General features: G+C 27.6%; 21 protein-coding genes. 17 read left to right on the top strand and 4 right to left on the bottom strand.

What is annotated here, in order from left to right; all coding sequences use genetic code 11:
* The first annotated feature begins 69 nt into the window (after positions 1-69).
* Both A966_RS11140 and pta read left to right on the top strand, forming a co-directional pair.
* The gene (locus tag A966_RS11140; protein WP_008725625.1) at positions 70-948 is read left to right on the top strand and encodes a DMT family transporter; all 879 of its coding nucleotides are present in this window, start codon (positions 70-72) and stop codon (positions 946-948) included.
* 264 nt (positions 949-1212) lie between these two features.
* Positions 1213-2220 carry a phosphate acetyltransferase gene (gene pta / locus A966_RS11135; protein WP_008725623.1) on the top strand — a complete coding sequence of 336 codons (1008 nt, stop codon included), beginning with the start codon at positions 1213-1215 and terminating at the stop codon, positions 2218-2220.
* A gap of 103 nt (positions 2221-2323) precedes the next feature.
* Here pta and A966_RS11130 read toward each other — a convergent pair whose 3' ends face one another.
* Positions 2324-3346: a diguanylate cyclase gene (locus tag A966_RS11130; RefSeq protein ID WP_008725621.1), complete on the bottom strand. Its 1023-nt coding sequence runs from the start codon at positions 3344-3346 to the stop codon at positions 2324-2326.
* Positions 3347-3528: 182 nt separating this feature from the next.
* On the opposite strand from A966_RS11130, the gene A966_RS11125 reads away from it, so the two are divergent.
* From A966_RS11125 to A966_RS11105, 5 genes are read left to right on the top strand one after another with little or no spacing between them, the layout of a single operon-like run.
* Positions 3529-4413: a hypothetical protein gene (locus A966_RS11125; RefSeq protein WP_008725618.1), complete on the top strand. Its 885-nt coding sequence runs from the start codon at positions 3529-3531 to the stop codon at positions 4411-4413.
* Between the two features lie 16 nt (positions 4414-4429).
* A complete protein-coding gene (locus A966_RS11120) occupies positions 4430-5524 on the top strand; it encodes an FtsW/RodA/SpoVE family cell cycle protein (protein ID WP_008725616.1) in 1095 nt (364 codons plus the stop codon).
* Entirely contained in the window at positions 5521-6594 is a 1074-nt protein-coding gene (locus A966_RS11115; RefSeq protein ID WP_008725614.1) for a UDP-N-acetylglucosamine--N-acetylmuramyl-(pentapeptide) pyrophosphoryl-undecaprenol N-acetylglucosamine transferase, read from the top strand. The genes A966_RS11120 and A966_RS11115 overlap by 4 nt, the downstream gene beginning before the upstream one ends.
* 18 nt (positions 6595-6612) lie before the next feature.
* Positions 6613-8001, top strand: a complete 1389-nt coding sequence (murC, locus tag A966_RS11110; RefSeq protein WP_008725612.1) for a UDP-N-acetylmuramate--L-alanine ligase — start codon at positions 6613-6615, stop codon at positions 7999-8001.
* The gene (locus A966_RS11105) at positions 7970-8896 is read left to right on the top strand and encodes a UDP-N-acetylenolpyruvoylglucosamine reductase (protein WP_008725610.1); all 927 of its coding nucleotides are present in this window, start codon (positions 7970-7972) and stop codon (positions 8894-8896) included. Before murC ends, A966_RS11105 begins: the two co-directional genes overlap by 32 nt.
* Before the next feature lie 197 nt (positions 8897-9093).
* Here A966_RS11105 and A966_RS11100 read toward each other — a convergent pair whose 3' ends face one another.
* Positions 9094-10500 carry an HD-GYP domain-containing protein gene (locus A966_RS11100; RefSeq protein WP_008725608.1) on the bottom strand — a complete coding sequence of 469 codons (1407 nt, stop codon included), beginning with the start codon at positions 10498-10500 and terminating at the stop codon, positions 9094-9096.
* Positions 10501-10639: 139 nt separating this feature from the next.
* On the opposite strand from A966_RS11100, the gene A966_RS11095 reads away from it, so the two are divergent.
* Positions 10640-11308, top strand: coding sequence for a helix-turn-helix transcriptional regulator (locus tag A966_RS11095; protein ID WP_008725605.1), 669 nt, complete (start codon positions 10640-10642; stop codon positions 11306-11308).
* A 20-nt stretch (positions 11309-11328) separates the two neighbouring features.
* Here A966_RS11095 and A966_RS11090 read toward each other — a convergent pair whose 3' ends face one another.
* Entirely contained in the window at positions 11329-12258 is a 930-nt protein-coding gene (locus A966_RS11090; protein WP_008725603.1) for a tyrosine-type recombinase/integrase, read from the bottom strand.
* A gap of 361 nt (positions 12259-12619) precedes the next feature.
* Here A966_RS11090 and A966_RS11085 point away from each other — a divergent pair, with 361 nt between their 5' ends.
* From A966_RS11085 to A966_RS11045, 9 genes are all read left to right on the top strand, one after another.
* Positions 12620-13708: a sialidase family protein gene (locus A966_RS11085; RefSeq protein WP_008725601.1), complete on the top strand. Its 1089-nt coding sequence runs from the start codon at positions 12620-12622 to the stop codon at positions 13706-13708.
* A 22-nt stretch (positions 13709-13730) separates the two neighbouring features.
* A complete protein-coding gene (locus A966_RS11080; protein WP_008725599.1) occupies positions 13731-14711 on the top strand; it encodes an ABC transporter substrate-binding protein in 981 nt (326 codons plus the stop codon).
* Between the two features lie 85 nt (positions 14712-14796).
* Positions 14797-15567, top strand: a complete 771-nt coding sequence (locus tag A966_RS11075; RefSeq protein ID WP_008725597.1) for an ABC transporter permease — start codon at positions 14797-14799, stop codon at positions 15565-15567.
* A gap of 38 nt (positions 15568-15605) precedes the next feature.
* A complete protein-coding gene (locus A966_RS11070; RefSeq protein WP_008725596.1) occupies positions 15606-16391 on the top strand; it encodes an ABC transporter ATP-binding protein in 786 nt (261 codons plus the stop codon).
* A 15-nt stretch (positions 16392-16406) separates the two neighbouring features.
* Positions 16407-17354 (top strand): DUF7916 family protein, encoded by a 948-nt coding sequence (locus tag A966_RS11065; RefSeq protein WP_008725594.1) that lies wholly within the window; start codon positions 16407-16409, stop codon positions 17352-17354.
* Positions 17355-17437: 83 nt separating this feature from the next.
* A complete protein-coding gene (locus A966_RS11060; RefSeq protein WP_008725592.1) occupies positions 17438-18448 on the top strand; it encodes an aliphatic sulfonate ABC transporter substrate-binding protein in 1011 nt (336 codons plus the stop codon).
* Positions 18449-18592: 144 nt separating this feature from the next.
* Positions 18593-19786, top strand: coding sequence for an ROK family protein (locus A966_RS11055; RefSeq protein WP_008725590.1), 1194 nt, complete (start codon positions 18593-18595; stop codon positions 19784-19786).
* A gap of 79 nt (positions 19787-19865) precedes the next feature.
* Entirely contained in the window at positions 19866-21578 is a 1713-nt protein-coding gene (locus A966_RS11050) for a DNA adenine methylase (protein WP_008725588.1), read from the top strand.
* Between the two features lie 71 nt (positions 21579-21649).
* Positions 21650-22102 (top strand): CAP domain-containing protein, encoded by a 453-nt coding sequence (locus tag A966_RS11045; RefSeq protein ID WP_008725587.1) that lies wholly within the window; start codon positions 21650-21652, stop codon positions 22100-22102.
* A 1-nt stretch (position 22103) separates the two neighbouring features.
* Here the strand turns inward: A966_RS11045 and hflX are convergent, their stop codons facing one another.
* On the bottom strand, positions 22104-23216 hold the full coding sequence (gene hflX, locus A966_RS11040) for a GTPase HflX (RefSeq protein ID WP_008725585.1): 1113 nt from the start codon (positions 23214-23216) through the stop codon (positions 22104-22106).
* Positions 23217-23236 lie beyond the last annotated feature (20 nt).

The following is a 23236-nucleotide window of genomic DNA, read 5'->3' as shown; positions in this document are numbered from 1 at the left end:
CATACTTTGACATTTTAATTTAAATATTATATTATCTAATACTAATAAATTTAATTATTAGGTTGATATATGGCTAATAAAGAAAGATTAGGTACTATAGGTATATTTTTAACAGCATTAATTTGGGGGTACAGTTTTGTTGCTGTTAAGGTGGTAGTGAGAGAAATAGAACCTTTTTATCTTGTAGGTATTAGAAATTTAGCAGGAGGTATTTTTTTATCTCTTGTATTTTTCAAAAAAATTAAAAATGTTTCTAAAAAGGATATAATATTATCAATACCTGTAGGGATAGCATTATTTCTAGGCTTCTTTTTGCAGACTATGAGTTCTAAATTTATAACAGCTTCAAAGGTAGCATTTTTTACGGGTTCTTATGTTATATTTATACCGTTTTTTTCTTGGATAGTGTATAAGAAAAGTCCTCATATTTCAGCCTTTATAGCGGCAGTTATTACAGTTGCAGGTTTATATTTATTAAGTTCTTTTGAAGGCTTTTCTAGTATAGAGTCTGGAGATTTATTTGCTTTGCTCTGTGCCGTTGTATTTGCCATTCATTTAATGCTTATAGATAAAATACTCGAATATGTAGATGGTATTATAATGGCAGCATTGCAGCTTATTATAGCTGGAATAGTATCTCTTTCTGTAGGAGCATTAACTTCAACTCCATTCAATATTAATAATGTTTCTAGTGAATCTATTTACTCTCTTATTTATTTGTCTATAGGAGCTACAGGAATTGCTTATTTACTTCAAACTGTATCGCAAAAGTATGTAAATCCTAGTAAGGCTGGAATTATACTTAGTTTGGAATCATTTTTGGGGGCTTTGGGAGGAGTTATTTTTATGAAAGACCCTGTTACTGTCAATTTTGTTATAGGGGGCAGTTGTATGATAGCAGCAGTATTTATATGTGAGATAGGAAGCAGCGTAAAAAAAGAAGCATAAATCTATTTCATATATGTTTATTTTGTATAATTATAATCTAGTATGATTAGTGCTGTATGCATGTATAATTTTATAGTAAGTCTTATAAAGTAAAAGTGTAAATTTCAAATTTTGTATTTAATCAATACTAAAAGATCACTTAATACTAATTAAAATTAATTATTTTTAGTAAAAATTATACTGATGCCTAGTATATGTTTGCAAAATTCTAATTTATGTATTAAAATATATAAACATAATTTTATTTTTTAAGAGGTTTTTATTATGGCATCATTTATGGATAATTTAAAAGAAAAAGCAAAATCTAATCCAAAAACTATAATATTAGCAGAAGGATATGATGAAAGACATGTTAAGGCTGCTGCTATACTTGAAAAAGAACAGTTAGTTAAAGGAATTATATTAGTAGGGGATACTGCTAAAATACAAAGTTTAGCTAAAGAAAATTCTTTGAAATTAGATGACGGCTTTGTAAGAATTTTCGATCCTGCTAAAGAAGCTAAAACAGAACAATATATTGAAATGCTTTTTAAAGCCAGAGAAAAGAAAGGTATGACTAAGGATCATGCTAAGGATTTAATTACAAATCATTCTATATATGCTGCTGCTGCAATGATTTCTGATGATGCTGCTGACGGTATGGTAGGAGGAGCTGTTTATTCTACAGGCGAAATGCTTAGAGCTGCTTTATTTTTAATCGGACTTAAAAAAGGGATTAAAACTTTATCATCTACATTCTTCCTTGAAAGCCCTGATAAATCTTTATTTACAAATGGTATATCTTGTTTTGCTGACTGTGCCGTTATACCTGAGCCTACACCTGAACAGCTAGCTGATATTGCTAAAGCTACAGCTGAATCTTACAGAATTATGACAGGAAATGAACCTAAAGTTGCTTTACTTTCATTTTCTACTAAAGGTTCTGCAGAGCATGAATCTATTACTAGAGTTAGAGAAGCTAAAAAAATACTAGATTCTCAAGATGTTGATTTTGTTTATGACGGCGAAATGCAGTTAGATGCTGCTATGATTGAAAGAGTTGCTGCTCAAAAAGCTCCTGGCTCTCCTATTAAAGGTGATGCTAATGTATTTATATTCCCAGAATTAAATTCAGGAAATATTGGGCACAAAATAGCTCAGAGAGTAGGAAAATGTACTGCTATAGGTCCTATGCTTCAAGGTATAGCTAAACCTGCCAATGACCTTTCAAGGGGATGTTCTGCTCAGGATATCGCTGATTTGGCAGTTATAACTTCTTTACAAGCTAAATAATTAATTTAATATATTATTATTATTGATGGCTGTCAATTAATTGGCAGCCATTATTATATAATGATATTTTATTTTAGATTGTATTAATATTTTATAAAATTAATTAGTGTAATATTACTTTATTTCTTCCGAGATGTTTTGCTTCATACATTGCGGTATCAGCATTTTTTATCGTTTCTGCTATAGGTTTTTTAGATCTTCCTTTATGTTCGGCAATACCTATACTTACCGTCACATTTATAACAGCAGATTCATAATTAAATCTTTTCTTTTCTACTGTTTTTCTTATTCTTTCTGCTACTATATAGGCTTGTTCTTTCTTAGTATTAGGACATATAACAATAAATTCCTCACCTCCATAACGAATAGCTATATCGCTTTTTCTAAGTATATTCATATTATCAGAACTATTGCTTAATAATCTGCCTATTTCATGAAGAACTATATTACCGCAGTCATGTCCGTATATATCGTTAATATCCTTAAAATGATCAAGATCCATAAATATAATAGATATGCTATGTTTATATCTTTTAGCCCTTTCTACTTCTTCTTCTATTATTTTGTTAAAATATCTAACATTGAATAATCCCGTTAAAGGATCTATAGTTGACTGGGCATGCAAAGTGTCAATTTCTTTCATTAATTTTTTTATTACTTTATCTTTTTCTATAGAAGATTTCTTTTCTACTTCATTAATAGCGATATTCATACTACGCATTCTTATTTTTATTATATTTTCATATATATCATATATATTAATAATCCCAATCGGATAATTATCATTATTTATTATTATTAGATAATCCATTTTTTTTTCTTTCATTATATCGAAAGCAACTGTAATATCATCTTCCGGATGTGCTATTACAAGATTTTTATTCATAAAAACTGATATCGATTTATTAAAAATGTTTTTGGAATCTTTTTTATTGATATTTTTTAATATATTTACTAATAGTTCATTATAATTAATAATTCCAACTATTTTATCAAAATCATTAATAACGGCTAATATTTTATTCGAGGATTTAGATACAAGAGAAGCCACCTCTAAGAGAGTAGAGTCTTTTTTTATAACTTCAATTCTATTTTCCATTACTGATTTTATAATATTTTTATACATTAAAAAATGACCTTGTATAATATACAAAATATGTCTTATATTATCATATATAGGCTTTTATTTCAATATGTTTTTATATAGATCTATAGTGTATTAAAATAGTAAAATGATATTTTTTTATCTTGATTTTTTTATTTTATAAAGTATCATATTAAAAAGTTTTCATAATTTTTGAGATTTGAATGAGAAAAATAAATATTCTTATAGTGTTAGTATTTATATTTTCAAAGATTATTTTTGCAGATATAAGTACTATTTTTAATATGGATATATATGAAAGGAATTTACCAATTAATACTAATACGGGTATTTACAGTAATGAACTTTTTATAGAACAAACGGCTTTGGGGGGATATAACCACATAAAATTTAATTTAGAGACTAGATTATATTATAGATTATATTTTTATAAGAATGCTACAAATTTCTTGTTTAAAGATACGAGAGTTGATTTTGGTATAGAGAATAATTTTTCATTGTCTTCTGATATGATTGGGCTGTATGCGGATGTGAAGCCATTATCTTTTTTAGGCGTTAGGGTGAGCGGATATGCTGATTTTATGTTTAATGCTATGAATTTTGGTTATGCAGGATTTGATAGTAAAGATGTCAGCTATTCTTTTGATGAATTATATGGTATGTCAAAGGGGGATGCTTTTGGATATATCATAAATATTTCTCCGTATTTTATATTTAAATTTGATAATTTTATTTTAATAAATAATCTTAATATGTCTTATGTGAATGTTGGGGATAAAAAATATTATTATGATCCTAGAACTTCAATATTGCATGCTAAAAGTGAATTTGAATTAATCAATGATTTTTTCCTTTTAGGAAGAATAAGTATGTTCTATATAGGAGGATATTATGGGCTTACTTATTTAATTAATTCAAAACATTTATCTCATAAATTCGGCATGGCTGGTATTATAAACTTTAAATTTTTACAAGAAACTTTAATGTTAAATATAGGAGCATCGGCAGGACTGCATGTAGGACTTCCCCATTATAATAATACTACATTTATAGAATTGAAGATGTCTTTAGCTTATAAGATACTATGAAAATAAAAGAGTGTTTATGATAAATAGAAAATTGTTTCCTGATAAATATTTATTAATAATATATATAGCTTTACTTGTAGCTGGTTTGGTTTCCATATATGGAGCACAGACAATACATGAGCCAAATACTGCATATTTTTCTAATCATTTGAAACTATTATCATTTATGTTTGTTCTTACTATTATTATGATGATAGTTCCTGATTTCTTTAGTTTTTTAGATAAGATGGTTCCTCTTATTCTGATTTTTACTTTGGTGCTTCTTATATGGGTATGTTTATTTGGTATAACAGTGGCAGGCAGTTATGCAAAAAGATGGCTTCTTCTTCCTTTAGGCATTACTATACAGCCTTCAGAAATTGCTAAAATAACATGCAGTATATATTTTGCTAGTGTTTTAAGCAAGAAAGGAGAGAAATTAATTGATATAAAAAGAGGATTATTTCCACCGCTTTTGATTTTAATAATAGTGTCAGGACTTATTTTGATAGAACCTGATTCCGGAACAGCACTTTTATTTGCTATAGTTGGTTTTTCTATATTCTTTTACGGCGGCATACCTTTAAGATCCATATTGCTTTCAGGTGTTTTTTTATTGATTCTTTTTGCCATTTTTATTTTTAATACACCGTATATGAGAAGCAGAGTTGTATCATATTTAGATCCTCAGAGTCAGCCTGAAGAAGAAGTTTATCAAATCAGAAGGGCTAAGCTTGCATTTAATTATGGAGGGGTTACAGGAATTCCTGATGATTATATAGCTGATGTTAGTACGCATTTACCTGCTGCTTTAACTGACTTTATATATGCTTCTGTATCACAAAGGTACGGATTGGTAGGGAATTTGATTATACTGCTTTTATTTTTATCATTTACTATTAGGGGATTTATAATATCGTCCCGCACTAAGGATCTGTTTTTAAAAAATCTTTCATTTGCTATTACGATGTTCATTAGTGTGCAGGCATATTTAAATATAATGGTGGCTACACTTATGCTTCCTACTACAGGTATGACACTTCCTATCATTAGTTATGGTAGAAATGCTTTAGTTGTTAATATGATAATGATAGGTATCTTATTAAAAATAACTCAAAGGAGAGAACAATGAATGTAATTTTATGCGGAGGCGGAACTGCCGGACATATAACTCCTGCTATTTCTATATATGATTATATGAAAAAAGAAGGACATAAACCTAGACTTGTTGTTGCTCAAAAGGATTATCATTTGATACCGGGAAATTATGATTTTAATACTATAAATATTAATTCTCCGGGTAATTTCTTTAAGAAAATAATATTTGCATTAAAATTTATACCTGCTTTATTAAAATCTTATCGTATAATAAGAAAGCATAATCCTGATTGTGTAATAGGTATGGGTGGATTTGTATCATTTCCCATGCTTTATGCTGCTAAGACTAAAAATATACCTATATTTTTATGCGAACAAAATTCTATACCCGGTAAAGTTAATAGAATATTTTATAAAGATGCTAAAAGAGCATATTTAACTTTTTCAAAGACTTTAGAGTTTATGCCTAATGGAAAAGTTTTTGGAAATCCTGTGAGAAATGATTTCTTTGTAGTTCATAGAGAAAGTGCTAGAATTGTTATGAAATTAAAAGAAGATGATAAACTTTTAGTTGTTATGGGAGGATCTCAGGGGGCTTTGAAATTAAATGAATTATTTTTTGAATGCATAAAAGATATAAAAGCTAAGGTTAATAATTTGTATATAGTATGGCTTGTGGGACCTAAATGGGCTAATGATATGATTGCCAAGGTAAATAATGCTAAATTTGAAAATGTTTTTGTACATGGCTATTATAAAGATATGGCAAATTTACTTCATGCTGCGGATTTTGTTATATCAAGAGCAGGAAGCAGTTCTATCAGTGAGATATTAGCTGTTAATGTTCCTTCATTATTAGTACCATTTCCTTATGCGACAGATAATCATCAGTATTTCAATGCTTTAGATTTGCTTAATAAGGATATGGCATATTTGATAGAAGAATCCGATTTGGATAAAGAAAAATTAGAAAATGTTATTATAAATAATTTGAATAATGATGAAAGATTAAATAAGATGAGGGAAAATATTAAAAGTAATTGGAGTGCAAGAGCAGTATCTTCAATAGTTGATGATATAACTGAAGTTTTAGGAAAAAAATAATTAAATATTGAGGAATATATGTTTACAAAAAGAAAAGAAAAGATACATTTTATAGGAATCGGCGGAATTGGAATGAGTGCTATAGCAAGTGTATTAAATGCTATAGGTTTTACGGTAACAGGAAGTGATTTAGCTAAGACAGCGAAAACAGAATCTTTGGAATCTTCTGGAATAAAAGTATATTATGGACATAAAGCTCAAAATATAGAAGATGATGTTACTGCAGTTGTAACTTCATCGGCTATAAGCCCTACTAATGAAGAAATTATAGAGGCAAAAGCAAAAAAGATAACAGTTATACCTAGGGGAGAAATGCTTGCAGAACTCATGCGTTTAAGATACGGCATAGCAATATCCGGTTCTCATGGTAAAACTACAACAACTTCTCTTATAAGCCAGATAATGATGCATGCAGGACTTAATCCTGTTTGTATAATAGGAGGAAATCATTTTAATTTGAAAAGCAATGCTTCTTGTAATGATTTAAGCAGTGAATATATGGTATGCGAAGCAGATGAGAGCGATGGAAGTTTTTTAAGGCTTTCGCCTGTTATTAATGTAGTTACTAATATTGATAATGATCATTTGGATTATTATGGAAATGTTGAGGCTTTGAGAGTTGCTTTTTTAGAATTTATTAATAAAGTTCCTTTTTACGGATGTTCATTTTTATGTTTTGAGGATAATGTTGTAAAAGATTTATCAAAGAGTGCCAATAAAAAATATTATTCTTATGGGTTTTCAAAGGATTATGATTTTTATGTTGATAGAGATTCTATTAGGGTAGAAGCTCCTATAACATATTTTACTGCTTATTATGATAACAAATGTTTGGGAGAGTTTTCTGTTCCGCTTATAGGTATTCATAATGTATTGAATTCTTTAGCTTCAATAGGTGTAGGTATTCATTTGGGTATAGATATTGATGATATAAAAGAAGGATTAAAAACTTTTGAGGGTGTAGGAAGAAGATTAAATAAGCTTTATGATAAAGAGATAACTTTATTTGATGATTATGCTCATCACCCAACAGAGATAAAAGCTACACTTTCATCTGTAAAAAATGCTTATAAAAACAGAAGAATAATAGCAGTATTCCAACCTCATAGATACAGCAGAACAGAACTTCTTCTTAATGATTTTGAGTCTGCATTTAATGATGCTGATGAAGTTATTATTAGCGATATTTATGCAGCAGGTGAAACGCCTATAGCAGGAATAAGCGGTGAAATTATATGCGATGTAGTGAGAAGACAAAATGATCATATAAGATATGTTCCAAATATAGAAGATGTATTGCCGGTACTTGATGATATGAAAAAAGACGGAGATATAATATTAACTTTGGGAGCAGGCAATATAGTAAGGATTAGTAATGAATATGCAAGAAAATTACAAAATAGTTGAGAGATTTCTCAAAGAAAAAAATATAGAATATTATAGAAATCAAGCTTTTAGTAAATTCAGCAGTTTTAATGTTGGAGGAAATATTGATTTATATATTATCATAAAAAAAATATCTGATTTTTTAGAACTTGCTGATTTCTTTTATAAAAATGTTATTGATTATTTTGTAATGGGAGATACTAGTAAGGTTATAGTTTCTGATAATGGTTATAACGGCATAATAGTTTCATTGGAGGGGGAATTTGAATCTTTTGAGTTTTTGGAAGATGGTGTTTTAAAATCCAATAGTTCTGCTATTTTAGAGAGACTTTCTCATGAATCAAGAATTAGAAATTTGTCGGGATTAGAATTTGCGGCTTTAGTTAATACTAGAATAGGTGCTGCTATATATGATAAATTTGAATCTTTTGGAATATCACTGCTTAATTTTGTTAAATCTGTAAGATTATTTAATAAGCAGGATTGTACTGTAACAGAATTGAGTAAAGATGAATATTCAGCTTTAACTGATAAAGAAAAAAGGTTTATAATCATATTATCTGCGGTATTAGTATTGGAAAAAGATAGTCCTGAAAGTATTGATAACAGAATAGATTGGTTTAGATATATAAGGGGTTCTGTCGCTCCTACTGAGGCTAGTATAGGTCCTGTATTTGAAGATTTTTATGATGTTAAGGCTTATGAGATGGTTGAAAGGGTAGGAGGACTTGATATGAAGTTCGGAGCTATGAGATGGCATAGAAGATTTCCAAACTATATTATCAATGAATCATTATATGACTCTAAAAATGAAAGTACGGCTGAAGATGTTATTAATTTGATAGAGGATACGAGAAAAAAAATAGAACAGCATTATGCTTTTAATCCAAAAATTAATATTGTTTTACTTAGTTAAGTATTTATTTTTTATATTGTTTTTTATTTAAATGTATGCGGTATATATAAAATATAAATAAATTTGTTAAATATTCATCGTATTTTAGTATATAAAGTATAGTATAGATTATCTGCTTTTCATAATTTGTATTTTTTATTGAAATAACTCTATTATTTGAATTATTTTATCAGAAAATACTTAAATAAATTTTATAATTATACTTTGTACTTATTAGATAAATAGTCTTTAAAAATTGAAAATATTATATAATCTATTTTTACTTCATCTTTTAAAAAGTTATCATATATATAATCTATTATTTCTATATCAGTATTGATTTCATTTATACAAATATCATGTTTATATTTTAGAAAATCGTATAAATCCAATATTTCTATAATTTTAACAGGATAATATATGAAAGCTGTGAAATTAAATATATCTTTAGAATCAAAACTAATTAAATATGGATATTCAAAATTAGGTCTTTTACTTCTCATAGCTTCGCATATTGTAATGGCAAGTCCGTCTCCGTATCCGTAGTATTCATGATGAACTCCTACTGCTAAATTTATATCCTGATTATTTGATATTGAATATTTTATATAATTATATGATTTAATGGAATGAGAGTATAGTTCATTATTTATACTAACATTTTGTGTAGGTAAATAATTAATTATTTCTGTTAATGTAATATCATGGAGAAATGCTGCTATAGACATATTTATAATTTCACTATAGTCAAATTGTCTTATTCCCAATTTGAATATATTATCTAATTTCGATATATCTTTTATAAATTTATTTTTCTTTGATACTTTTTCATAATAAGGCATATAATCATGTTTCCATTTAGCTCTTATTTTTGACAGTATTCCCATGCTTATATTTTTATTATAGAATATCATAAATTCTATTGTATTAATAAATAATCTATTGCTATGATCTATTATATTACACCCTGTAAATCCTATTACATTGCTGAATATATCCGGCTTTTCATAATTTTTATTTAGCAATACAAATGCACTTTCAGCAATGCTTTTCATTAATTCGTCATAGTTTGTATTGTAGTTTTTGTATTTAAGATTTTCATTATTTTCAGATATATTTCCTATCACATTTATTCTTATCATAAGTCCCAATCTTACCAATATTTCTCCTAGTATAATTGCAGCTTTAGATGTGAATTTGTCTCTATTTTCTTCTATCTCTAATTCTATGATTAAGTTTTTTATCTTTTCAACCCTTTGATATTCATTCATAGATAATATATTTTCAAGTATAGCTTCCTGAGCTTTTCCTGTATATTCTATAGGGTCTTTACAGTTCGTAAAAATAGAATAGAAATAATCTTTGTTATTTAATTCATCAGGGTTTATAAAAAACTCTATCATATCCAAATAGGATTTATATATATAATATTGGGCTTTATTAAATAGAGGATTTTCTTCTAAATTATTATTAAATAAATAATCTATTTTATTATAAGGTATAACATTAACTATACCATTTTCATTTTTAGAAATAATGTCTATTTTATCCTTTAGTATTACTTCTTTATAATATTTTATTTTTTCTAAAGATATTGTTACATAATTATCTAAATTAATTCCCATTTAATTACCTATATTAGTTATTGTTGTTATAATTATACACATATAAAATAATAAAACAAATATTTTAGTTAAAAAAATTTGGAAAATATAAAAAAATTATTATATTATAACAGTATTAAGAATAAGAATTGGAGAAGCAATGTATAATTATATATACACCCAAGAAGATTTCAGCATATTAAATAGCTATAAAAATATTTCTATATCATTAGGAAAATACCTTGGAGATAATGTTGAGATAGTGATATATTCTTTTGAGAATGAGAATTGCCCTATAGTTTTTATGGTTAATGAATATATGCATAATAAAAATATTGGCGATGCTATTTCCGATAAAGATAGAAGCATATTAAATGAAATGATAGATAAACATAATAATAGCTTTTTTAAAAATAATTTTATTGAAACTGTTACAGGAGAATATCATAAAAAAAATTATACCATTATAGAAAATTCTAATGCCGTTCCTATAGCTATGATGGTTATAGATTGGAAATTTGATGTTTCTTTAATTAATACATTAAAAGTGTTTATACCGGATAATGTAAATTCTGATGTAAAAGAAAATAAAAACAGCAAATCAGAAGATATTATTATAGAAGTTCTTCAAAAAGTTATAGACTCTGTAGATAAAGATGAAGTAGGTCCTTCTGTTTACAACAAGACAATAATAAAAAAATTATATTCTCAAGGGATATTTGAGTTTAAAGAATCTGTTCAGCTAGTTGCTAATTATTTAAATATTTCACATCATACAGTATACTTACATCTTAGAAGTATAAAAAGGTCTAATAAAATAAGAAAATAATTATTATTAAATATAAAAATTTAATTATTAGAATGAGGGTGAAATTTATTATATACTTCAAATAATCTTGAATTTGTAACATGAGTATATCTTTGAGTTGTAGCTATAGTTTCATGCCCTAATAATTCCTGAACACCTCTTATTTCAGCATCATTATTAAGCAAATGAGTAGCAAATGTATGCCTTAATGTATGTGGAGAAAAATCTATAGATATATTTGAATTTCTTATTAAACGCTTCATAGATGTTCTTATACTTCTGTCGCTTATTGGTTTTCCGAATCTGTTTATAAATAAATAGTCATTATTTTGAGAATATTCTTTTTGAATTATTCTTCTTTTTTCCATGTATATATCCCAATTTTCATATACGATAGGCAGTATAGGTATATCTCTTACCTTTGAACCCTTACCGCATATTCTTAATGTTTCAGAGCCTTTTTTTATCATGCTTAGTTTTAATGAAGCAAGTTCTGATACTCTTAACCCTATGGCATACATAAACAGAGCCATCATTTTATCTCTAATGAGTGTGAAGTCTCCTTCATCATCTATGGCTAATATATTGTCTATATCTTCTATAGATAAAAATTTGGCTATATGTTCTTCTCTTTTGGGACTTTTCATATCTACTATTCTGTTTTTATCTGAGTAGCCGTTTCTTATTAAATATTTATAGAATTTTTTTATAGATGATAAATGTCTTGACATTGTGGAATTGGTTAAAGATTTTCCTTTTAAAAAAGTTAAATAATCTCTTACTGTATAATGATTAGCTTCATCTAATGAAATATTTTTACTATGAAGAAATTGGAAATATTCTTTTAAATCTTTATTATAGCTATTAATAGTATGAGCTGCAAAATTTAGAGTTTGTAAATAATCACTGAATTCTTCTAATAAAACATATATATTATCATCGTTGAAAACATAATCACTTTTCATATTCATAATAAAATCCTATAACAATATATCTTTTTAAATTATTATCGAAAGTTTAAATTATAAATTTATGAAGTATGTTAACTTGATATAAAAAATTAATTAAATTTTATTGCCTATTTATACTATATACTAGTATATCTTTTTTGTTATATAAATATTCTGTCGTATGATAATAGCAAAGGAGTACTTGATATTTTTATTGTGTATAGAGTACAAGAATTAATAAATAAAATTATTTTTAAAATAAGCCTATTTTTTATGATAAAAATTATATTTGTGAAAAATATTTTTTTGTTAAAATAATTGATTTTAGTTAGTTAGTTTACTATACTAATTAATATACTAATTAAATATGAGGTGGAGTATCATGACAAATTTAGAAAAAAAGTTAATGGAATTTTCTCTTAGATTAATAGATGAAAAAAAGGCTAAAATTATAGTACCTGTAACAGCAGAAACAGGATATTGGTTCGGCGGCGGAAATATGGTAGAGGATAAAGACGGTAATTTATATATTTCAGGAAGATACAGAAATTCTGGAGATTCTAGAACGGGGCTTGATTTAGGAGATAGGGGAGCAGAACTTGCAATATTTAAATCTTCAGACAAAGGAAATACTTGGACAAAAATAAAAAGCATATTAAAAAAAGAACTTCCTAGAGGCGTATTATCTATAGAAGGCACAGCTTTGAGATTTAATAATGATAATGAAGTTGAGCTTTATATATCTTCTGAGAAATCTGAAAATAAGTATCCGGATCATCTTAAAGAATATTTAAAACCGGGAACAGGGGTATGGGATATTGATGTTATAGTAGCTGATAAAATTGAAAATTTAAATGCTTCCAATGTTAAAGAACTTATTAAAGGTGAGGATTCAAGATTTATACATTTGAAAGACCCTTTTGTATATGACAGTTATAACGGAGAAAAGTATTTATTGTTCTGTACTCACCCATATAATTGGACTAGTTCAAATACAGGATATATGCTTAGAAGAGGAGATAAACTCAATTTTGAAGCACCTGTATTTTATTTCTTTGAAAAAGGTCATACTTGGGATATAGCTATGACTAGGGGAACTTGCATTATTGATATGCCTCAGGTTGGAATATTGAGAAATAAAAGAATAAGCTTATTTTTCTATGACGGAGGCGAATGCGTAAGAAATTTAGATGAGCATGAAAAAGCTGTAAAAAGACCTAGAGGATATTCATGCGAAGAATTAGGAGGAGCTGCATATATAGAGAATGGTTCATTTGCACATATTGAAAGAATAAGTAAAGAGCTTCCATTATTTGTAAGTCCTTATGGTACAGGCTGTTCAAGATATGTAGATGTACTTAGAACAAAAGACGGAATGTATGCTACTTGGCAGCAGTCTCAGGATAATAAATCTCAGCCTTTAGTTATGAATTTCTTAAGCAATTCTGAGATAGAAGATATATTAAATTAACAATATTAAATGGAGTAAGAGTATGAAAAAAATATTATTAATTTTTGTTTTGCTATTTAGTTTTTTAATTTCATGCGGTAAAAATACCAATGAAAATTCAGGTAAAATAAGAGTGGCATATCATCCTAATGTAGGCGGAGCTTCTGCAATCATTACAGGAATACATCAGAATTATTTTAAAGATGAAGGATTGGATATAGAGCTAGTAAAATTTACAAGCGGACCTACAGAAATAGCAGCTATGGTTTCAGGAGATATACAGATAGGTTATATAGGTTTTGGTGCACATACATTGGCAGCCGAAGGAAAGGTTCAGATAATAGCTACTGACGGAATAGCTGTTGTAGAAGGTATTAGAACATTAAAGTCTTCAGGTATAACTACTGTAGAACAATTAAAAGGAAAAACTTTAATAACACAGTTAGGTACATCTGGAGAAACTATTATAGATCAGGTATTAGCAGGAACAGGCGTTAATAAATCAGATATAAATATACTTAATGCTGAAGTTTCAAGTGCTGTTGCTTCATTCTTGGCTAATAAAGTTGATGCTGTATCTGTATGGCCTCCTTATACTGTTGAGATAGACAATAGAATAGGATTAGAGAATTTGAATATTATAAAACCTCAGGATGTCGGCGTTGATTCTACTGCAAGCTGGATAGTAACACCTGCCTATTTAGAGTCTAATACTGATACTGTTATAAAGTTTACAAGAGCATTGTATAAAGCAATGGATTATAGAAAAGAGCATTTAGATGAAGCTATTACAAATGTATCAAATCTTATAGGTTTGGATATAGCTACAGTTGCTCAGGAGAAATACAGTTCTGATTGGATGGATTCTCAGACAATGAAAAGCAGAATAGATGATGGAAGCATAAGCAATATTTACAGAAAACAAATAGATTATTTTTTGCAAAACAACAGATTAAATTCTGAGCCTGTTGCTGTAGATAAATATGTGAGAATTGACATTATAAAACAAGCATTAAACTATTAAATTATAGTTTACAGCTAAAACAAATATAGTTTTAACTGTAAACGGTTAAGTTATATGCTTAGATTTTTTATTAAGAGGGATAAAAATGAATAGTAAACCTATGGGGAAAAAGAAATATATATTTACTGCAGCTTCCATTATTATAGCTTTATTAGTATGGCAGCTAGTATCATCTTCCGTGGCAGGTGCCGTTATTGCAAGCCCTGCTGATGTATTAAAGTCATTTATAAGAGAGATTACTAATGGTAAATTATTAAATCATATAGGTATAAGTTTATTTAGGGTATTGTCTGGTTTCGGATTAGCTTTTGTTGTTTCAATACCAATAGCATTTTTAATGGGTTGGTATCAGCCTGTACAATTATTAATAGAACCTATAATACAATTTGTTAGGAATATACCGGCATTAGCATATATACCTTTGGTTGTAGTTGCTCAGGGAGTTGGAGAAAGTGCTAAAATTACAGTTATATTTATATCTACTTTTTTGGTAATGATTATAACAGTTTATCAAGGGGTAAGAGAGGTTGATCAAACTTTAATAAAAGCAGCCAGAGTTCTTGGTGCTAAAGATAAAGATATTTTCTTAAAGGTTGTAATACCTGCTTCTGTACCTTATATATTGGTTGGTATGCGTTTAGGATTGGGTGCTTCACTTACAACTCTTATTGCTGCTGAATTAACAGGATCTAGTTCAGGATTAGGACAGATGATTCAGGAGGCAAGTCTTTACTTTAGAATGGATATAGTTATGCTTGGTATAATACTTATTGGTATTACAGGATTGATATTAAATTTTATAGTAAGCATAATAGAAAACAAGTTAACTGTATGGCAGGAAAAGAAAAAAAGATAATAAGCTATATATAAAAAATTATATAAAAGAGATTGAATATGTCAAATAAAGAAGTAAAAGTAAAAATTTCTAATGTTAGTAAAATATATAAAGGTACAACTAAAGATGTTCATGCTTTAGATAATGTAAATTTAGATATATATAAAAATGAATTTGTATGTGTAATAGGTTCTTCAGGCTGCGGAAAAAGTACATTACTTAATATACTTGCAGGACTTGATACTCCGAATTCAGGCAGTATAGAAATAGACGGCAAACCTATAGAAGGCACAGGCGTTGACAGAGGTGTAGTATTTCAGCAGTATGCTTTATTTCCTTGGCTTACTGTGGCAAAAAATGTAGCTTTCGGACTTGAACTTCAGAAAAAATCTAAGTCTGAAATAAATGATATAGTAGATCATTATCTTAAGGCTGTAGGATTAATAGATTTTAAAAATGCTTATCCTAAGGAACTTTCAGGAGGCATGAAGCAGCGTGTGGCTATAGCTAGGGCTTATGCTGTTAATCCCAATATACTTCTTATGGACGAACCTTTCGGAGCTTTAGATGCACAGACTAGGGCACAGCTTCAAACAGAACTTTTAAATACTTGGGATAATGAAAAGAAAACTTGTTTCTTTATTACTCATGATGTAGATGAAGCCGTATTTTTAGCTCAGAGAGTTGTTATAATGAGTCCAAGACCCGGAAGAATTAAAAGTATAGTAGAGGTGCCTATAGCATATCCTAGAGTACCTGAGACTAAATTATCAAAAGAATTCAATGATATCAAAAATCAATTATGGCAGCTGGTATATCATGAATATTTAGAGGCTAAAAAATAGGGGAGTAAATTAATAATGAAGAGAATATTTGAATTAAATTATACAGATACATTTAATATGGATACTAATACATTGATAGAAACCATAAGAAATTCTGAGGGAAGAACATTAATGGCAGAATCCTTAATATATAAAAGACCATTAATAGAAAAAGTTACAGATCCTGAAATTTTGGCTGCTATGGGGGTTGACTTAATTACATTAAATATATTTGACTTACTTAATCCTTTCATATATGATTTAGATGAAGCTGAAGGTGATAATTCTATGCCTATGGTAGAAAGAACTTTTAAAGGTCAGCTTAAATTATATGAATCTTCAAGAAAAAGAAATGATCATATACAAAGAATAAAAAAGTATACAGGAAGATTTATAGGTATAAATTTAGAACCTGTAGGAGAAGGGGTGGATTATCCTGAAGGTTTAAAAGCTACCAAAGATAATTATAAAAGGGCATTAGATTTTGGAATAGATTATATAGTATTAACAGGCAACCCTCATACAAAAGTTTCTGTAGATACTATAGCAAAAGCAGCTGAAGAATTAGCATCTATTGCCAAAGGTAAGATGATGATTATTGCAGGTAAAATGCATGGAGCAGGTGCCGGCAATACCGATACTTTAAGTACAGTAAAACAAATTGCAGATGCTGGTGCTGATGTTATAATGTTTGGGGCTCCTGGAACTTTACCAGGTTATACAGTAGAGAAAGTTCATGAGCTTATAGATGAAGCTAAAAGTCTTGGTATGCTTACAAAAACGGCTATAGGAACTGCTCAGGAAGGGGCACCTATAGATACAATAAAACAAATTGCATTAATGTCTAAAATGGCGGGAGCGGATATAATGCATATAGGAGATGCAGGAGTAGGCGGTATATCAAGTCCTATGAATGCTATGGCTATATCATTGGTATTAAGGGGAGAGGTGCATACATATAGAAGAATGGCTTTGAGAAGATAATAAAGATATATTGTTCAGAATTTATAAATTCTTTTTGATGTAAATAAGTTTTAATAAAAAAATAATTAAAAAGGAGAACAAAAATGAAAAAAACTATGTTAGTTTCTATTTTATCAATAGCATTAATAGCTTTGATAATATCATGTTCAGGAGGAAACAATACTTCTTCTTCTCAAACAAATGGTGCACTCGACAAAATAAGAGTAGCATATATGGCAGATTTTTCAGGTACTTCTGCTGCTGCTATTGCTCAGGAAAAAGGTTTTTTTAAAGAAGAAAATTTGGATGTTGAATTAGTTAAATTTTTAAATGGACCTTCTGAGGTCGCTGCTATGCTTTCAGGAGATATACAATTTGCCTATATAGGACATGGGGCTCATTCTTTAGCTATTCAAGGTAAAGTTAATGTATTATTTCCTAATGGGTTAAGCAAATCTGAACAAATTCTGGTTGGAAAATGGGCTAATATTAATAGTATTTCTGATTTAGAAGGTAAAACAGTAGGTACACAGCTAGGAACTTCAGGAGAAATTTTATTGGATTTGGCTTTAAATAAGGCAGGAGTAAATAGAGCAGATTTGAATGTTGTTAATATGGATGTAAGCGGAATAGTATCATCTATGATAGGTAAAAAAGTTGATGCTGTATCTGTATGGGCACCTTATACTTTTGAAATTACTAAACAGCTTGGAGATCAAGTAGAGTCTATTGCAACTATAATTGATTATTCTGATGAAGGTGTATTCCCTAGCAGCTGGGTAGTTACTCCTGAGTATCAAAAAAATAATCCTGATATAGTTAATAGATTTTCAAAAGCTATATTAAAAGCTATGGATTATAGGGGAGCTAATATAGATGATGCTGTTGAAATAGTTGCTAAGGTAAATGGAACTCCTGCAGAATCTGTATCTTCAGAAAAAGAAACTGCTGTATGGCTTACAGGAGAAGATATAAAAAATAATTATTCTGATGGTACTGCTGCTAAATGGTATGAATCTCAGCAAAAAATATTTATAAACTCTAAAGTTATAACAGATCCTGTGGATGTTAATAATTATGTTCAATTTGAATTAATTAATAATTTATTCGAATAAAATATTAATCTAAAATAACAATGATGCGTATAAAAATATATGCATCATTTTTTATTATTATTAGCACTTTTTGCAAATCATAACTTTATAATATAATAAAAAACCGTATATTTTTTATTCTTAAAGGTAAATTGATATATAAAAATGAAGAGATTAAAAGCTAAAAATATCAAAGAACAAAATTATATTGATATAGTAAAATTATTAAAAATAGGTCATTATTCAAGAGCTGATTTGGCTTATAATTTAGAATTAAGCAAGGCTAGTATATCTGTACTAGTAGATGATTTAATTAATATGGGTATAGTATATGAAAAATGTGATGGTGAGTCATCATCTTTAGGCGGTAAAAAACCTATATTATTAGATATAAATAAAAACTTAGGATATTTTATAGCTGTACATTTTAGAAGTGAATTATGCAATATAGCTATTGTTAATTTGGAAAATGAAATCATAGAAGAATGTTCATTAAAAGTGAATATAAATGATGATTATAGAATAACATTTAATCCTATAATAAAAAAAATTAAAGATTTAAAAAATAAATATAAAGATAAAAAGATATTTTCTATAGGAATATCTGTACCAGGTAAGATAAGCAAAAAAAATAATAATATCCTTGTAGATTGTATGGGAATACCTGAATGGAAAAATATACCATTAAAAGAATATATAGAAGAGAATACTAATACTGATGTTATCATTGACAGATATGCATGTGCTATGCTTACATATAGTATGCTTGAAGAGATGAAAAAATCTATGCCTATACGAACTTCATCTGTATATATTTATTTAGGTAATTGGATTGGAGTATCGGTATCTAGCAATGGAGCAATTTTATATGGTACGCATGACACAGCAGCTAATTATTCTCATACTATAGTAACAGACTCTAATTATATATGTATGTGCGGAAAAAAAGGATGCTGGGAATCTGTTGCGAGCATTGATGCTTTTATGAATGAACTTAGAAACAGAGATAATAAATATAAAAATATAAGTTATAATGAAATTATAAAAAATCATATTAATGATGATATTGTTATTGATACTTATAATAACTTTTCAGCTTATTGGGTTTCTATAGGAATATACAATATAGTTAATACTTTTGACCCTGAAACTATATTTATAGGCGGAGAGATGCTTTATTTAGGTGAAGGCTTTATTAATGAAATAAAAAATAATATAAAAAATAAATATAATTCTTATGATTTCCTTACTGAAATAAATTTTATTAATAATTTTAAAGATATAGAAATATATGCTGCTTCTTCTGTTGCTATATATGATTTTTATAATTATAGTATGTATAAATATTTATCTAAATGAATATTTATACATATAATATTGATATTTTCTCAGTATTATGTTAATATTATTATGTAAACTATATTATGATAATAAGATTATGATAACTAATACTGAAGATAATGTTAAAGATAAATATTTAAAAGAAAATTTAATAGCATATATTGGAAATAAGAGAAGATTGCTTTCATTTATAAAAAATACTATTTCAGCAATATTGCAGGAAGATAGTAATATAAAAACGGCATTGGATCTATTTGCAGGAAGCGGAAGCGTTTCAAGACTTTTTAAAACTTTAGATTTGGAAGTTTATTCTAATGATTGGGAATATTATTCTTATATTCTAAACTATGCTCATTTATGTATAAATGAAGAAGACTTATCTAATATGTTTATTCATACAGGCGGGGCAGAGAATACAATAAAGATGATTAATGATATTAGATATATTGATGATGAGGACAGATATATATCAAAATATTATGCTCCTTCAAGCGATGAAAATCCTGACTTAATAAATGAAAGACTTTTTTATACTCATTACAATGCCGAGAGAATTGATATTATAAGGCATAATATAGAAATGCTTTATAAAAATAATGTAATAAATGAAAAGGAATATTATTATCTTATAGCTTCTATTATATATGAATCAGCTACTCATACAAATACTTCCGGAGTTTTTAAAGCTTTTCATGCAGGTTTCGGCGGAAGAAATAAAGATGCCTTGCATAGAATCATGGCTCCTATATCATTAAAGCAAATACCTTTATATAATGGTAAAAAATGCCATGTGAGTATGATTGATGCTAATGAGTTTGTTATAAAAAATAGAAATAAGCATTTTGATTTAGTATATTTAGATCCTCCTTATAATCAGCATCAATACGGAAGCAATTATCATTTGCTTAATACTATAGCTCTGTGGGATAAGCCTGTAATTAATAAAAATATATATATAAATGGTAAGAAAACAGACAAAGGCGGTATAAGAAAAGATTGGATAAAAACTAGATCTATGTACTGCTATAAAAAAACTGCTAAGGATACTTTAATAAATTTATTGGATAATATAGATTCTAAACATATAGTGATGAGTTATTCTACAGATGGTATAATAGAGTATGATGATTTAATATCAATACTTGAAAATAGAGGTAAGTTAGATATTGTTACTTCTGAATATACTAAATACAGAGGTGCTAAAAGATCTATAGTTAATAAAACTAAAAACATAGAATATTTATTTGTAATTGATACTTCAAAAACAAATTACAGCAGCATTAATAAAAAATTAAGGTATATAGATAATATCAGATTAAAAATGGATAATCCTTTGGATTGTTCTAAAGACAATATAATATTTGATTATGATAAAGATGATATTATAGTATTAAATTTAAAATATTCTGTTCATATAATAAATAAAGATGAGATATGCAGCAAACTTAAAGATAAAAGTTTGGAATATATAAAAGTATTCTCTATGTTTTTGGACAAGTATATTAAAGATGATAATATTAATGCATTGAAAATTTATTCTTATCATATTAATGCTGCCATACTTTCTAATGATATACGACTTATAAAATATTTTGGGGAATATATACTTCAAATTTACAGCAGATTATGTTCATCAAAATCTAATGAATACCTTATAGATATTACTAATAGCATTTTAGATATTTTATCATATTATAATTCTGAGATAAGCATTATTTCTAAAATAAAACAGAGGATAATTTATAATATAAAACATTCAAATATTTCCGAATTTAATAAAAATAAATTACTTATTAGGCTTGAAAAATAATTAAAAAATATTATATTTATTTGTATGAAAATACTATTGTAATAGTATAATTATTAATTAAGTGAAAATATATGGTTAATATTATAATAAAAATGATATTTGTCATCATAGCTTCTGCCAGCTTTTTGTATGCTCAGGATTATAATGATGATATTAATACTATGCTGAAAACATTTAATGAAATAAGAGATAATGAAAATTTATACCCATTTGAAATTGATGATAAATTAAATAATATTGCAGATATCAGAGCAAAAGAGCTTGCTATAAGTTTTTCTCATATTAGGCCTAATAATACAAAGTATGATGAATTGCTTTATGAAAATAGAATAATTGTTTACTCATCGAATGAGAATATTGCTTATAGATTTAAGAATGCCGAAACTGTTGTTAGTTATTGGATGAATTCTAATAAATATAAAGTAAATATTATAAGCGATAAATTTACTCATATCGGTGTCTCGCATTATTCCATTAATGGTGAGGATTTCTGGGTAGTTATATTTGCCCAACTAAGAAGATAATTTAATTACTATTTAATTCCAATATGATATCCAATATTTTCTTTCTTAAAGTTTCTATATTAGTATTATTTTTTGCACTTATAAACACAGCATCATCATAAGAGGTTAATATTCTATTTTTTTGTACTTCATCTATGCAGTCAGATTTATTAAATATAACTATTCTTTTTATATGAGAGGCATCTATCTCTTTTATTATACTTTCTACATGCAAAAGTTTTTCATCTATATTTTCATCGCTTGCATCAGATAAATGTAAAAGTAAATCAGCTTCAACAACTTCGGATAATGTAGATTTAAATGAAGCTACTAAAGTATGAGGAAGTCTGTCTATGAACCCTACAGTATCGCTTATTATTACTTCTACAGGAGTATCATCACTTAAATATAATTTTCTTGTATGGGTATCTAGCGTAGCAAATAATTTATCTTCAACATAAACAGATTCTTTACAAAGTAGATTAAATAATGTACTTTTTCCGGCATTTGTATATCCAACTATTGCTATTCTAAAAGTATTTTCCCTTCCTTTTCTACCTGTGCTTGCAGATTTTTCTACTTTGCTTAATTGAGATTTTAATTTATGTATACGCTCTCTTGCTCTTCTTCTATCATATTCAAGCTGTTTTTCTCCTGCTCCTCCTCTTAATCCTATACCGCCTTTTATTTGACTTAGATTAGTTCTTTTACCTTTTAGTCTTGGGTATTCAAATTCTAAAAAGGCTAATTCCACCTGCATTTTAGCAGTCATAGTTTTAGCTCTTAAAGCAAATATTTCTAATATTATTTCTGTTCTTGTAAGTGCTGTTATATTAGAACCTTCTTCTATAGCATTTACCTGAGAACCGCTAAGCTCATTATCAAATATAAAATATTCTACATTATCAATAGCAGCACTTTCTTTTAAACTTTCTAATTTACCTGTACCAATATAAGTTCCGGCTGTTATTTTTGGCTGTATGAATGAATATTTATTTGCAACTTCATAACCTGCAGTGCCGCATAGCATTTCAAGCTCATTAAGTATATTATCTATATTTATTTTAGTGTTTCTGTATTGTCTGCTGTCGGTTACAAATATTATATATGCTTTTTTTATTTGATTATTATTCATAAAAAATTTTACCCAATATT

The sequence above is a fragment of the Brachyspira hampsonii 30446 genome (assembly GCF_000316195.1).
GTDB lineage: Bacteria > Spirochaetota > Brachyspiria > Brachyspirales > Brachyspiraceae > Brachyspira > Brachyspira hampsonii_C.
The sequence above is the reverse complement of the archived record's forward strand: the minus strand, read 5'-3'. Positions and strand labels throughout refer to the sequence as shown.

What these genes read in the sequence shown, in the direction of transcription:
- A966_RS11140 (WP_008725625.1), top strand. Translation starts at nt 70, where the DNA reads ATGGCTAATAAAGAAAGATTAGGTACTATAGGTATATTTTTAACAGCA.
- pta (WP_008725623.1), top strand. Translation starts at nt 1,213, where the DNA reads ATGGCATCATTTATGGATAATTTAAAAGAAAAAGCAAAATCTAATCCA.
- A966_RS11130 (WP_008725621.1), bottom strand. Translation starts at nt 3,346, where the DNA reads ATGTATAAAAATATTATAAAATCAGTAATGGAAAATAGAATTGAAGTT.
- A966_RS11125 (WP_008725618.1), top strand. Translation starts at nt 3,529, where the DNA reads ATGAGAAAAATAAATATTCTTATAGTGTTAGTATTTATATTTTCAAAG.
- A966_RS11120 (WP_008725616.1), top strand. Translation starts at nt 4,430, where the DNA reads ATGATAAATAGAAAATTGTTTCCTGATAAATATTTATTAATAATATAT.
- A966_RS11115 (WP_008725614.1), top strand. Translation starts at nt 5,521, where the DNA reads ATGAATGTAATTTTATGCGGAGGCGGAACTGCCGGACATATAACTCCT.
- murC (WP_008725612.1), top strand. Translation starts at nt 6,613, where the DNA reads ATGTTTACAAAAAGAAAAGAAAAGATACATTTTATAGGAATCGGCGGA.
- A966_RS11105 (WP_008725610.1), top strand. Translation starts at nt 7,970, where the DNA reads ATGAATATGCAAGAAAATTACAAAATAGTTGAGAGATTTCTCAAAGAA.
- A966_RS11100 (WP_008725608.1), bottom strand. Translation starts at nt 10,500, where the DNA reads ATGGGAATTAATTTAGATAATTATGTAACAATATCTTTAGAAAAAATA.
- A966_RS11095 (WP_008725605.1), top strand. Translation starts at nt 10,640, where the DNA reads ATGTATAATTATATATACACCCAAGAAGATTTCAGCATATTAAATAGC.
- A966_RS11090 (WP_008725603.1), bottom strand. Translation starts at nt 12,258, where the DNA reads ATGAATATGAAAAGTGATTATGTTTTCAACGATGATAATATATATGTT.
- A966_RS11085 (WP_008725601.1), top strand. Translation starts at nt 12,620, where the DNA reads ATGACAAATTTAGAAAAAAAGTTAATGGAATTTTCTCTTAGATTAATA.
- A966_RS11080 (WP_008725599.1), top strand. Translation starts at nt 13,731, where the DNA reads ATGAAAAAAATATTATTAATTTTTGTTTTGCTATTTAGTTTTTTAATT.
- A966_RS11075 (WP_008725597.1), top strand. Translation starts at nt 14,797, where the DNA reads ATGAATAGTAAACCTATGGGGAAAAAGAAATATATATTTACTGCAGCT.
- A966_RS11070 (WP_008725596.1), top strand. Translation starts at nt 15,606, where the DNA reads ATGTCAAATAAAGAAGTAAAAGTAAAAATTTCTAATGTTAGTAAAATA.
- A966_RS11065 (WP_008725594.1), top strand. Translation starts at nt 16,407, where the DNA reads ATGAAGAGAATATTTGAATTAAATTATACAGATACATTTAATATGGAT.
- A966_RS11060 (WP_008725592.1), top strand. Translation starts at nt 17,438, where the DNA reads ATGAAAAAAACTATGTTAGTTTCTATTTTATCAATAGCATTAATAGCT.
- A966_RS11055 (WP_008725590.1), top strand. Translation starts at nt 18,593, where the DNA reads ATGAAGAGATTAAAAGCTAAAAATATCAAAGAACAAAATTATATTGAT.
- A966_RS11050 (WP_008725588.1), top strand. Translation starts at nt 19,866, where the DNA reads ATGATAACTAATACTGAAGATAATGTTAAAGATAAATATTTAAAAGAA.
- A966_RS11045 (WP_008725587.1), top strand. Translation starts at nt 21,650, where the DNA reads ATGGTTAATATTATAATAAAAATGATATTTGTCATCATAGCTTCTGCC.
- hflX (WP_008725585.1), bottom strand. Translation starts at nt 23,216, where the DNA reads ATGAATAATAATCAAATAAAAAAAGCATATATAATATTTGTAACCGAC.